Source organism: Undibacterium umbellatum (assembly GCF_014284125.1).
In the GTDB taxonomy this organism is placed as follows: Bacteria; Pseudomonadota; Gammaproteobacteria; order Burkholderiales; family Burkholderiaceae_D; genus Undibacterium; species Undibacterium umbellatum.
This window is the reverse complement of record NZ_JACOFX010000007.1, coordinates 52,399-64,997: the sequence shown is the minus strand read 5'-3', so window position 1 is coordinate 64,997 and position 12,599 is coordinate 52,399. Positions and strand designations below refer to the sequence as shown.

General features: G+C 52.5%; 8 protein-coding genes. 1 reads left to right on the top strand and 7 read right to left on the bottom strand.

The window, feature by feature from the left end:
- Window positions 1–10: 10 nt before the first annotated feature.
- The 6 genes from kdpE to kdpF form a co-directional block, all read right to left on the bottom strand.
- Window positions 11–718 carry a two-component system response regulator KdpE gene (kdpE, locus tag H8L47_RS14740; protein ID WP_186954359.1) on the bottom strand — a complete coding sequence of 236 codons (708 nt, stop codon included), beginning with the start codon at window positions 716–718 and terminating at the stop codon, window positions 11–13.
- A 14-nt stretch (window positions 719–732) separates the two neighbouring features.
- Complete coding sequence (kdpD, locus tag H8L47_RS14735) at window positions 733–3,450, bottom strand: two-component system sensor histidine kinase KdpD (protein ID WP_186954358.1); 2,718 nt, start codon at window positions 3,448–3,450, stop codon at window positions 733–735.
- Between the two features lie 57 nt (window positions 3,451–3,507).
- The gene (gene kdpC / locus H8L47_RS14730) at window positions 3,508–4,092 is read right to left on the bottom strand and encodes a potassium-transporting ATPase subunit KdpC (protein ID WP_186954357.1); all 585 of its coding nucleotides are present in this window, start codon (window positions 4,090–4,092) and stop codon (window positions 3,508–3,510) included.
- 27 nt (window positions 4,093–4,119) lie between these two features.
- Window positions 4,120–6,159: a potassium-transporting ATPase subunit KdpB gene (kdpB, locus tag H8L47_RS14725; RefSeq protein WP_230413760.1), complete on the bottom strand. Its 2,040-nt coding sequence runs from the start codon at window positions 6,157–6,159 to the stop codon at window positions 4,120–4,122.
- Between the two features lie 205 nt (window positions 6,160–6,364).
- Window positions 6,365–8,173, bottom strand: coding sequence for a potassium-transporting ATPase subunit KdpA (kdpA, locus tag H8L47_RS14720; protein ID WP_186954355.1), 1,809 nt, complete (start codon window positions 8,171–8,173; stop codon window positions 6,365–6,367).
- Entirely contained in the window at window positions 8,173–8,262 is a 90-nt protein-coding gene (gene kdpF, locus H8L47_RS14715; RefSeq protein ID WP_110254457.1) for a K(+)-transporting ATPase subunit F, read from the bottom strand. The genes kdpA and kdpF overlap by 1 nt, the downstream gene beginning before the upstream one ends.
- Window positions 8,263–8,594: 332 nt before the next feature.
- Between kdpF and H8L47_RS14710 the strand changes: the two genes are divergently transcribed.
- Complete coding sequence (locus tag H8L47_RS14710; RefSeq protein ID WP_186954354.1) at window positions 8,595–11,579, top strand: bifunctional diguanylate cyclase/phosphodiesterase; 2,985 nt, start codon at window positions 8,595–8,597, stop codon at window positions 11,577–11,579.
- Here H8L47_RS14710 and H8L47_RS14705 read toward each other — a convergent pair.
- Window positions 11,562–12,455, bottom strand: a complete 894-nt coding sequence (locus tag H8L47_RS14705; protein WP_186954508.1) for a Dyp-type peroxidase — start codon at window positions 12,453–12,455, stop codon at window positions 11,562–11,564. The two genes, H8L47_RS14710 and H8L47_RS14705, sit on opposite strands and share 18 nt — an antisense overlap.
- Window positions 12,456–12,599: the final 144 nt, after the last annotated feature.

Sequence of the window (12,599 nt, the reverse complement as noted above, 5' to 3'; positions counted from 1 at the left end):
CGTAGGTAATTTAAGTTGGCAAGTGCAAGCGATAACCTATCGCTGTCTCTGTCAGCAGATAACGCGGTTGCGCCGGGTCATCTTCCAGTTTCTGTCGCAAATGCCCCATGTAGATGCGCAGGTAATGGCCGCTTTCGGAATGACTGGGACCCCAGACCTCACGCAGTAATTGCGGGTTGGTGACGACCCTGCCGACATTGGTGACCAGCACCATCAGCAGGCGGAATTCTGTTGGTGTCAGTTTCACCATAGCTCCAGCCTTGGTGACCAGGCGTGCTTTCATATCGACCTTGACGTCACCAAACTGGACTATGCCATCCAGATTGACGCCAGGCTGGCGCTGCCGCCGGAAGGTGGCACGCACCCGAGCCAGCAACTCACCAACACCAAAAGGCTTGCTGAGATAATCGTCGGCCCCGGCATCCAGTGCCTTGATCTTGTCTTGTTCACTGACGCGGGCAGACAAGACGATGATGGGTACGTTCGACCATTTGCGTACATCCAGGATGAAATCTATGCCGTCGCCATCTGGCAGGCCAAGGTCAAGGATGATGAGGTCAGGCTGGCGTGTACCGGCATCCACCAGGCCGCGTTGCAGGTTGACGGATTCGTGGACTTGCCATTCTTCTTCCTCCAGCGCATTGCGCACGAAGCGGCGGATTTGCGGTTCATCTTCCACCAATAAGGCAACTGGCATTGCTTGGTTAGTTGTATTCATTTTGAGTGTTCTGATTATTCTTCCAGGTCCGGCATTGCTGGCGGAGTGCCCAGGGGCAGGGTGAAGACAAAGCAGGCTCCGCCATTGGGCGATGTGGCTGCATGCATGGTTCCCTTGTGGGCCGTGATAATGGCGCGGCAAATTGCCAGCCCCAGGCCAACGCCAGGCAGGGCAGATTCACGTTCACCACGGGTAAATTTTTCAAATACGGCTTCTTCACGTCCGGCTGGCAAGCCCGGCCCATTGTCATACACCTTGGCTTCCAGCACGCTGCCATTGAGTTCGGCTGAAATGCTGATGAGAGAATTGGCGGGCGTATATTTGCAGGCATTTTCCAGCAAATTACACAATACCCGCTCTATCAGCACGGCATCAAAATTGATCAGTGGCAAAGCGGCTTGCAGCCTGGTCTCCACTTTGTGCGTTTGCAATTGTTCGCTACAGATGCGTAGCGAAGTGCCAACGATTTCTTCAAAGCTTTGCCATTGCAAATTCAATTTGACTTCACCACTTTCTATCCTCGCCATGTCCAGCAAATTAGTCACCAGGGCAGACAGGCGCAAGGTTTCGTCACGCAGGGCTTGCGCCATATGCAGTTGTGCATCTGCCAGTGCGGGTTTGGACATGGCCAGGGATTCGGAGATACCCACCAGTGAAGTCAGCGGTGTGCGCAAGTCATGCGAGAGGGCAGCCAGCAGTGAATTGCGCAGGCGTTCGGATTCCATATGGATCAGGGCATCTTGTGCGACTTCGATATAGTGCACGCGTTCCAGCGCGATTGCTGCCAGGGCGGCAAAGGTATCGAGTTGCTGCCTTTGCTCGGGGATCATGATCCAGCGCTTGCTCTCAGGTTGTATCGCCAGCAAGCCACGGGTGCGCATGGGTGCCACCAGTGGCAAATAAAAGAAATTGCTGGCGGGCAGGGTGTCTGTACCTATACCTGCTGCTTCGACCTTGTCAAAAGACCATTGCGCTATGCCCATGTCCAGACCATCGACTGGTAGGGCTGGTGCTTGCAAGTGCCCGCCATCATCAGGCAATAACAGGGTTGCCTGCGCACGAAATGCCCTTTGTATGATAACTTGCGTGGTTTCTGAAATCTGCTCTGCCAGTAGCACACCGGATAAGTCGCGGGCAAATTCATACAGCGCCCGTGCCCGCGATTCCCTGTGTGATGCCACCCTGGCCTGGTAGCGCAAATCAGCAGTCAGGTGACCGGTGATCAGACCCACCACCAGCATGACGGCAAAGGTCATCAAATACTGAAAGTCGCTGACCGCGAAAGAAAAACGTGGTGGTACAAAAAAGAAATCGAATACGGCAATACCAATAATCGTTGACAGTACCGAAGGGCCGCGGCCAAATTTCACCGCCACCAGCACCACCGTCAATAAAAACAGCATGGCGATATTGACCAGATTGAACACCTCGAATAAAGGTGTGGCAATCAAACCGGCCGCAACACTGGCCAGGGCTGCATACACATAACGCCAGTGCCGCGCCGGTACGCGTGGGCTGGCAAACTCACTGATGTTGTCAGACACCGTATTTTTTTCATTTTCAGTGTCTGTAGTACTTGCCCGGCTTTGTCCAACCTCGATTAAATCCAGATCAGGTGCATAGTCGGCTATGTTCTTCAGATGTGAAGTGTGCTGCCACGCAAAACGCCATTTACTGCTGCTGTTTCGTCCTAGCACAACACGTGAAAAATTATGGCTGTGCGCATATTCAACGATGGCCAGCGCAACATCCTTGCCGGTTAACACTGCCGTAGTCGCTCCAAGATCTTGCGCCAGTTTCAGTGTCTTCAAAATACGTTCACGCTGTGCTGATGGCAGACGCTGCAATTGCGGAGTTTCGACATAAACGGCGTGCCATTCTGCACTCATCTGGCTGGCCAGCCGGGCAGCACTGCGCACCAGATGGTCGGCATCACCATCTGGTCCTATGCAGGCCATCAGGGCGGCATCGGTCTTCCAGATGCTGCCTATGGATTTTTCTATGCGATAAGCCTGTACATCATCTTCCACCCGGTCGGCGGTGCGGCGCAGAGCCAGCTCGCGCAAGGCGATCAGATTACCTTTGCGGAAGAAATTCTTGGCGGCGCGTTCTGCCTGCGGGAGTTGATAGACGCGACCAGATTTGAGCCTGGCCAGCAATTCATCGGCCGGGATATCCACCAGCACGACTTCATCGGCTTCATCAAAAACCTTGTCAGGCAGGGTTTCATTGACGCGTATGCCGGTAATGCCACCGACTACGTCATTGAGACTTTCCAGATGCTGGACATTGACAGTGGTGTAGACATCAATACCGGCACTCAGCAATTCGTCGACATCCTGCCAGCGCTTGGGATGACGTGAACCAGCGGCATTGGAATGCGCCAGTTCATCCATCAGGATCAGGGGGGGGTGGCGTTCCAGTGCTGCGTCTATGTCAAATTCACTGAGAGTCTTGTCGCGATAGGGTATCGCCCTGGGCGGTAAGACTTCCAGCCCATCGACCAGCGCAGCAGTTTCATCACGCCCATGGGTTTCTACGACACCGACCAACACTTGCTGGCCTTCAGCAATCAGCTTGCGCGCGGCCGTCAGCATGGCGTAGGTTTTGCCCACGCCAGCGGAGGCTCCAAAATAAATGCGCAACTTGCCACGCATGGCCCTGCGTTCTTGCTCCTGCACGTGGGCAAGCAAAACATCAGGGTCAGGGCGTTGTTCGCTGTTGATGGCCATATTCGTGTTGATCGTTAAAACTACTTACTTGCGAAGTATATGGATGAGCAAGCTATCTTACTTGCTCGCCTTGTCCAGTGCCAGATTCAAAGCCAGCACATTCACCCTGGCTTCGCCCAGCAGACCCAGCATGGGCTGTTGCGTCAACTGGTCTATGATAGCCTTGACTTGCGACTCTGGCAGCTTGCGTTCACGCGCTACCCTGGCAAGCTGGTAATTGGCGGCTGCCAGACTGATTTCCGGGTCGAGGCCACTGGCCGATGCTGTCACCAGATCAACCGGGATTTTTGCAGTATTGCCAGGGTCCGCGGCTTTCAGCGCTTCTATCCTGCCTTTGACAGCATCAATCAGTGCCGGATTTGTCGGGCCCAAATTGGAACCACTGGATCCGCCAGCATTGTTTGACATAGGGCCAGTCGCAGATGGCCTGCCCCAGAAATACTTGGGTGAAGAGAAGGACTGGCCTATCAGGGAAGAGCCGACGGTTTTGCCATCTTGCACGATCAGGCTGCCTTCAGCCTTTTCATTAAAAAGGACCTTGCCTACGCCTGTCATGGCGAAGGGATAGATGACGCCAACGATCAGTGTCAGACCGGCAAACAAGACCACAGCAGGACGAAAATTTGAATTACTGGTACTCATGATATTTCCTTATGGATCAGGATAGCTTCAAGCCAGGTGTAAAAGGGTCAGAATGACATCGATCAGCTTGATGCCCACAAAAGGCAAAATGATCCCGCCCAGGCCATAGATCAGCAGATTGCGGCGCAACAACAGTGAGGCACCGATGGCGCGGTATTTCACACCCTTCAGGGCCAGCGGGATCAGGAAAACAATGATCAGGGCATTAAAGATCACCGCAGACATGATGGCCGAGGATGGGCTGGTCAGATGCATGATGTCCAGCGCCTTCAACTGTGGATAAGTGGCGACAAAGGCAGCCGGGATAATCGCAAAATACTTGGCGATATCATTCGCAATCGAGAAAGTCGTCAGCGAACCGCGCGTCATCAGCATCTGTTTGCCGATTTCGACGATTTCCAGCAGCTTGGTAGGATTGGAATCCAGGTCCACCATATTACCCGCCTCTTTTGCCGCTTGCGTACCGGAAGCCATGGCCACAGCCACGTCAGCCTGTGCCAGTGCCGGTGCATCATTGGTGCCGTCACCTGTCATGGCAACCAGGCGGCCATCGGCCTGGTAACTGCGGATCAGCTTGAGTTTGTCTTCTGGCGTGGCTTCAGCCAGGAAATCATCGACACCGGCTTCGGCAGCAATCGCCGCAGCGGTCAGCTTATTGTCGCCAGTAATCATGATAGTCTTGATACCCATGCGGCGCAGTTCGGCAAATCTTTCCTTGATGCCGCCCTTGACGATGTCTTTCAACTCTATCGTACCCATGACCTTTCCATCATCCACAACCACCAGCGGTGTACTGCCACGGCGGGAAATGTCTTCCACTACGCGTGTTACTTCGGCAGGGAAAGGGCGACCCATGGATTCAACAAATTTCCTGACTGAATCAGCGGCACCTTTACGTATCTGGCGGTTAGCGATATCGACGCCACTCATGCGTGTTTGTGCGGTGAACTGCACGAATGTTGCATTCAGGCTGGCCATTTCACGTTCACGCAGGTTATAGCGCTGTTTGGCGAAGATGACGATGCTGCGTCCTTCCGGGGTTTCGTCTGCCAGTGAAGCCAGTTGTGCAGAGTCGGCCAGTTGTGGCAGTGTCACGCCAGGTGCAGGGAAAAAGTCAGACGCCTGACGGTTACCGAGAGTAATCGTGCCGGTTTTGTCCAGCATCAATACATCAACGTCACCGGCAGCTTCCACGGCTCTGCCAGAAGTGGCAATCACATTGGCCTGCATCATGCGGCTCATGCCAGCCACACCAATGGCAGACAGCAAGCCGCCGATGGTAGTTGGGATGAGGCAGACCAGTAAAGCGATCAGGACAGTAATGGAAATGGGACTTGAAGCAATCCCTGCTGCTTTGGAGGCATCCACACTGAACAACGAGAAAGGCAGCAAAGTCACTGTGACAACCAGGAAGATGATGGTCAGGGCGACCAGTAAAATGGTCAGGGCAACTTCATTAGGTGTCTTTTGACGTTTGGCACCTTCCACCATGGCGATCATGCGGTCGATGAAGGCTTCGCCTGGATTGGAGGTGACTTTCACCACCAGCCAGTCAGACAAGACGCGGGTACCGCCAGTCACGGCAGAAAAATCACCGCCCGATTCACGTATCACGGGCGCAGACTCACCAGTGATTGCGCTTTCATCGACAGTGGCCACACCTTCTATGACTTCACCATCGATAGGGATGACATCATTGGCTTCGACCAGCACCACGTCACCTTTGCGCAAATCATTGGTGGATGCAGGCAGCCAGCTAGTGCCATGTTTTGGGACGGACAGTTTTTTTGCCATCACTGTTTGCTTCAAGGCACGCAAGGAAGCAGCCTGGGCCTTGCTGCGCCCTTCTGCCAGTGCTTCGGCAAAATTGGCAAACAGGACGGTGAACCAAAGCCAGATGGAAATGGCCAGGATAAAGCCGGGACTGGCTTCGCCTTCGCTAATCAGTGACTGTATATACAATAAGCTGGTGATGATACTGCCTACGTAGACAACAAACATCACTGGGCTGCGCAGTTGCGTGCGCGGGCTGAGTTTTTTGAAAGAGTCGACAATGGCAGGCATCATCAGGCTGCTATCAAACAGCGACAAGCGTGGCTTGTTGCCAGATATGGTATCTCCAGCTTGTCCGGCAGCGGGTTTAGCGCCTCCATTGACTTTGCTATCGATCGATTTTTGTACACTGGTACTAGACATGAAAATCCCCTTAAACTACGGGCAGAGCTGAATGAGAGCGCATTCCAAATGCTGCTGTCATTCAGACTTCCCCAAATTATTTCGCGATGAGTTGCAGATGTTCAACGACCGGTCCCAAAGCAAGGGCGGGCACATAGTTGAGCACACTGATCAGCACCACGGTACCTACCAGCAAGGCAATGAACATCGTGCCATGAGTAGGCATGGTGCCGGCATTGGCTTCCAGACGTTTCTTGCCAGCCAGTGAACCGGCTATCGCCAGCACGGGCACGATCATGGCAAAACGGCCAAACCACATGGCAATCGCCAGCATGATGTTGTAGAAGGGCGTATTCGCACTCAGGCCGGCAAAGGCACTGCCATTGTTATTGGCGGCTGAAGTAAAGGCATACAGCACTTCAGAAAAACCATGGGCACCGGGATTGAGGATACCGGCCCTGCCAGCCTCCGACATGACCGCTATCGCCGTACCAGCCAACACCAGTACCGGAGTTACGAGGATGGCGATGGAAGTCATCTTCATTTCAAATGCCTGGATTTTCTTGCCCAGGTATTCTGGGGTGCGACCTATCATCAGTCCGGCGATAAACACCGCCAGTATGGCGAAAATCAACATGCCATACAGGCCACTGCCAACACCACCAAACACCACTTCACCAAACTGCATCAGCACGATAGGTACCAGACCACCAATAGGCATGAGGGAATCATGCATGGCATTCACGGCACCGCAAGAAGCTGCTGTAGTCACCGCAACAAACAGGCTGGAGGCGCTGATGCCGAAGCGGGTTTCCTTGCCTTCCATATTGCCACCGGCTTGCAGAGCTGAACTCGCCTGGTCGATATTCATGCTGGCCAGTACAGGATGGGTCTGCTGTTCAGAGAACATGACGGTGAGCGTCATTGCTACAAACAATATCGTCATCGCCGTCAGCACGGCCCATCCCTGGCGCATATCACCCACCATGTGGCCGAAGGAAAAGCACAGCGCAGCAGGGATCAGGAAGATGGCGATCATCTGCATGAAATTGCTCAGATAGCTGGGATTTTCATAGGGATGTGCCGAATTGGCATTGAAAAAGCCACCACCATTCGTGCCCAGCAACTTGATCGCTTCTTGTGAAGCAACCGGGCCCATGGCCAGGGTTTGGGTGCTTGTCGTCAGGGTTTCCATGACGACTGCGCCCTTGTCATCTTTCAAAGGCTGGCCATCAGTGCCCTGCTTGGCCTGGCTATAGCTCACAGGATCAATCAACTGCACATCTTTGTAGCCAGAGAAATTCTGGATTACGCCCTGGCCCATAAGAAATCCGGCGAAAATAACAGAAAGGGGCAGCAAGAGATACAGGGTGGAGCGTGTAATGTCAGTCCAGAAATTACCTATGGATGTGGCTGAATGACGGCTGAAACCGCGTATCAGGGCAAACACTACGGCGATGCCGGTCGCTGCAGAAAAGAAATTTTGCCCGGCCAGTGCCAGCATCTGGGTCAGGTAACTCATGGTGGCTTCACCGGCATAACCTTGCCAGTTGGTATTGGCAACAAAGCTGACAGCGGTGTTGAGTGAAGAATCCATACTGACATTGGCCAGACCTTGTGGATTCAAAGGCAGCCAGGCTTGCAATCTCTGCACCGCATAGACCGCAAGCGCACCCAGGGTATTAAAGATCAGCAGGGCAACTGCATATTGCTTCCAGCCCATACCGGTATCAGACTTGACGCCTGCCAGACGGTACAGGCCTTTTTCCAGCCAGCGTAACCAGCTCATGCCTGGTACGCTGGCCTGGTCATCAGCGATTTTGGCGATGAATTTACCCAAAGGGTAGGACAGGAGCAGCAGTACACCTAAGAATAATAATAATAAAACAACTGATTGAGTAGTCATCACAGCTCCTCAGCATTCAACAAGGCTGCGATCAGATACACGAACAAGGCGGCAGCCACGACCGTGCCCAGGATGTAGAAGGGATTCATGCTTTTGCTCCCAGAATGTTGCAGGCCTGCACCAGTGCCCAGACCAGCAGGAAGAAGATTCCCATGCCTGCGAGATATAAAAATTCCATTAAATATTCCATGCTTTACTCCTTGGTTTTTACACTTTGAAGCATAGTCAGAAGCATGTAAAAAATTCGTAAAGACTTAAATGAGAGGCGTAAACAAGATGTAAAAATTCGGCAGAAGCAGGATGTGATGATGCCTTTTTATTATTTTCAACAAGCCAGAGGGAAAAGCAGACTTATCAAAAGTTAACCAACACTTGCTTGCCTTTGCCCCATAATTGCTCAAGTCCTTGAAAGTCTTCGTCCATGTACAAGTCAGAGCAATTTGCCCACTCTAGAAATTTTCGCCAGAAAATATGGCTGGGGCATTTTTTGTTGATTGTGCTGGCTTACTTTGCTGCTGGCCGCATCGGCCTGTCCATACCCTATGTCAATCCCAATGTCAGCCTGATCTGGTTGCCAACAGGTATAGCCATCACTAGCATGCTGCGCTATGGCAAGCTGGCCGTTGCCGCTGTGTTCATATCAGCCTGGTTACTGGAAATATCCGCTGGTTTCAGCATATTGGTTTCCGGTAGCCTGGCTATTGGCAATACGCTGGGGCCACTGCTGAGCAAATGGATATTACGCAAACAGGGTTTCAGACGCGATTTTTCAAGGCGGCGCGATGTCATCGGTTTTGGTCTGGCTGTCATGGCGGGCATGTGCATATCAGCAAGTGGTGGCACATTGACCTTATGGATGCACGGCCTCAGTAGTGATCTGGTGGCTGTCTGGTTTACCTGGTGGGCAGGTGATACAGTTGGTGCCTTGCTGGCAGGGCCATTATTACTGTCGTTTTCATTGACATCGCTGTCGGGCTTGTCCGTGAGGCGCAAGGAAATCTTTGGTTTTCTGTTACTGTTTGCCGTTGCCAACTGGTTTATTTTTGCTTCACCCTACAGTCATCAGCATCTGACTTTCATCATCGTGGGATTCATGATCTGGGTCGCCATGCGCTTCGGCATTACAGGTGCCTCCTGTGCCGTGTTGACTGCATCCCTGTTCTCTGCCTGGGCAACATCCCATAATATGGGCCCATTTTATGAAGGTGGCCAGGCAAACCTGCTGATACTCTGGGCTTATATGACGACCATGGTGTTGATCACCCTGATCATCACTGCCCTGCAGTCAGAGAGCATAGATGCCACCCGCCAGATTCAGGAAGCTTATCAACGCATCAACAAAGTCGCTTCGCGCCTGCCTGGTCTGGTCATGCAATACCGCATACGGCCCGACCACAGCGCCTCCATCCCCTTTGCCAGCGATGCCATCTTGCAGATGTTTGAAGTCACGCATGAAGAAGTCAGGGACGATGCCCTGCATTTGTTTGCCCGCATAGACCCGCGCGATATAGAAAACGGTACTGCACTGATACGCGAGGCAATGCGCAATCTGTCACCCTGGCAAAGTGAATTTCGCATGTGCCGCAAGGACGGCACAGTGCGCTGGCTGTATCTGGATGGGTTGCCAGAGCCTGAGCCGGGCGGTTCGATGTTATGGCATTGTTTCATTACCGACATCACAGAACGCAAACAGGCTGAACAGGATTTACGCATCGCTGCCTGCACTTTTGAGTCACAGGAAGGCATCTTCGTGACAGATGCCAACTGGATCATGCTGAGGCTGAACCAGGCTTTCACCCGGATTACCGGCTATGCAGCTGAAGACTTGATCGGCAAGCGCCCTCCTCTGCACAAGACCAAACAGCAGGACCGGGATTTTTTTGAACACATCAATATCTCGCTGAAAGAACACCGTTTCTGGCATGGTGAGCTGTGGAGCCGCCGCAAGGACGGTGAAATTTATCCACAAATGATTACCCTGACCGCCATTACCGACAACCATGGCGAAGTCAGTAATTACATAGCTTCTTTCACCGACATCAGCCGCCACAAAGGCTATGAAGCCGAGATACGCAATCTGGCTTTTTATGACCCCTTGACGCAGTTGCCAAATCGCCGTTTGCTGATGGACAGGTTGCAGCATCTGATCTCCATCAGCAACCGTAACGATACGCATAGTGCCATCCTGTTTATCGACCTGGATAATTTCAAGACCCTTAACGACACCCGTGGCCATGATGCCGGTGATTTGCTCTTGATAGAAACTGCCAGCCGCCTGCAAACCTGCGTGCGCGATAGTGATACCGTGGCACGCCTGGGTGGCGATGAGTTTGTCGTAGTCCTAGAAGAACTGAGCATAGACAAAGAGGATGCGGTGCGCCAGGCAGACATGATCGCCGAGAAGATACGCCAGTTACTTAGCCAGCCGTATATGATTACTGATTTTGAACATCATGGCTCCAGCAGTATCGGTGTCTGCCTGTTTCATGGCGGCGATATCACGGTCAAAGACTTGTTCAAGCGCGCCGACACTGCCATGTATGAAGCCAAGACGGCTGGCCGTAATGCAGTGCGCTTTTTTGATCCGGCCATGCAAGCCATACTGGTGGTGCGCATGTTGCTGGAATCAAATTTACGCGTAGCGCTAGCGAATAATCAGTTTCAGTTGTATTACCAGGTACAGGTCAACTCTGAGGGCAAGCTCATTGGAGCAGAAGCCCTGCTACGCTGGATACATCCTGATCGTGGTTTTATTTCACCAGCAGATTTCATCCCGCTGGCGGAAGAAACCGGCCTCATCATCCCCATAGGCTTATGGGTTTTGGAAACTGCCTGCACCCAGCTCAAGCAATGGGAAAACAGCAAGGAAACCCGTCACCTGACCCTGGCCGTGAATGTCAGTGCCAAGCAATTCCAGCAAGTGGATTTTGTTGATACGCTCAGTGAAATCATACAGCGTCACAAGATTGACCCTACCCGATTGAAAATTGAATTGACCGAAAGCACGGTGCTCGACAATGTCGATGCCACTACCGAGAAAATGCATGAGCTGAAAAAGCTGGGTATCGCTTTCTCCATGGATGACTTTGGCACCGGCTATTCTTCACTGGCATATTTGCAGCGCTTGCCCTTGAACCAGTTGAAGATAGACCAGTCTTTTGTACGTGATCTCAGCCATGATGAAAACGATGCGACCATCGTGCGTGCCATCATTTCCCTCGGTGTTAACCTGGGCTTGAATGTGATTGCAGAAGGGGTGGAAACCAGTGCCCAGCGCGCCTTTTTGATTGCGCATAATTGTTATGCCTTCCAGGGCTATTATTTTTCCAAACCCTTGCCACTGGAAGGCTTTCTGGCGTTATTGAAACCACCGGAAAAACCAACGGAATCAGACCAGATTCAATAGCCGCACATCAAGCTTGCCATCCTGCATAGGCGGACACCAGAAATAACTGCCTGTCTGCGGCACTGTGAACTGGAATAGCGCATCGACGATACCATCTTCAGCACCTGACATGCGCTTCAATTGCACTTCAAACGGGTAGAAGGAATTGGCAAAGGCAACGAAATACAGACCTGCCTTATCCAGTGCAGACCAGGGCATGGAACGCCTCAGCATGAAGGCCTCAGGCGTGAAATCTTCTTGCGCAGTACGCTTGACGTGAGCTGATTCTGGCGCATCTTCCAGCTCCTCATTATCGCTGCGGCGGCGTCCTACGGCATTGTCCTGATCTTCGCCAGACATGGCATCAAAACGCTCAAACCTGTGTGTCCATTGCTGGATAGCGACAAAGCTGGAGCCTGTGAGGCCGGGCGTATCACCCGCAACAAAAGCCGCAGTCAGAGCTGCATCGTCATGCGGGTTTTCGGTACCGTCTTCATAACCGCTGAGGTCACGGCCTTCCTTGTATTTAAAGGCATCGACCTGCTGTTGCAATTCAAAGGCTGGTGCCAGAGTATGCATGATCTGATGCAACTGGCGCACCAGGTCGCCGCGTTCATGTTGGCGTAGCCAGCACCACAGTGCTGCCGGTGTCGCGGGCAAGCGCATGCGGCTACCTTCAATGCCATGAAATTCTTTCATGCCTGCGATCTCGCTACCCAATGTCTGCACGAGGCCGGCACCAAAGCCGATGACCAGATTCTGCCCATCGGTCTTGTCTGCAAGATCGCGTACTACTTTCTTGACCGTCGCTGCATCAGTACCAGCTTTGATATTCAAACTGAGATAAACGGCATGTGCAGGAACTGCTTGCAATATGCCTTCCTGGAATAACTTCATGTATTGCTCCACCTTGTTGAATTGATCGAATAGCGACAAACTTGTTCTCATAAGCATAACGCATCTTGCTGAAATGTAGATTGCTCGCTACAATCAATCGCGAGGCAAATCGCTTCAACGTCGCTCGGACGGTTCCGGGCGCCC

What these genes read in the sequence shown, in the direction of transcription:
- kdpE (WP_186954359.1), bottom strand. Translation starts at nt 718, where the DNA reads ATGAATACAACTAACCAAGCAATGCCAGTTGCCTTATTGGTGGAAGAT.
- kdpD (WP_186954358.1), bottom strand. Translation starts at nt 3,450, where the DNA reads ATGGCCATCAACAGCGAACAACGCCCTGACCCTGATGTTTTGCTTGCC.
- kdpC (WP_186954357.1), bottom strand. Translation starts at nt 4,092, where the DNA reads ATGAGTACCAGTAATTCAAATTTTCGTCCTGCTGTGGTCTTGTTTGCC.
- kdpB (WP_230413760.1), bottom strand. Translation starts at nt 6,159, where the DNA reads ATGATGCCTGCCATTGTCGACTCTTTCAAAAAACTCAGCCCGCGCACG.
- kdpA (WP_186954355.1), bottom strand. Translation starts at nt 8,173, where the DNA reads ATGACTACTCAATCAGTTGTTTTATTATTATTATTCTTAGGTGTACTG.
- kdpF (WP_110254457.1), bottom strand. Translation starts at nt 8,262, where the DNA reads ATGAATCCCTTCTACATCCTGGGCACGGTCGTGGCTGCCGCCTTGTTC.
- H8L47_RS14710 (WP_186954354.1), top strand. Translation starts at nt 8,595, where the DNA reads ATGTACAAGTCAGAGCAATTTGCCCACTCTAGAAATTTTCGCCAGAAA.
- H8L47_RS14705 (WP_186954508.1), bottom strand. Translation starts at nt 12,455, where the DNA reads ATGAAGTTATTCCAGGAAGGCATATTGCAAGCAGTTCCTGCACATGCC.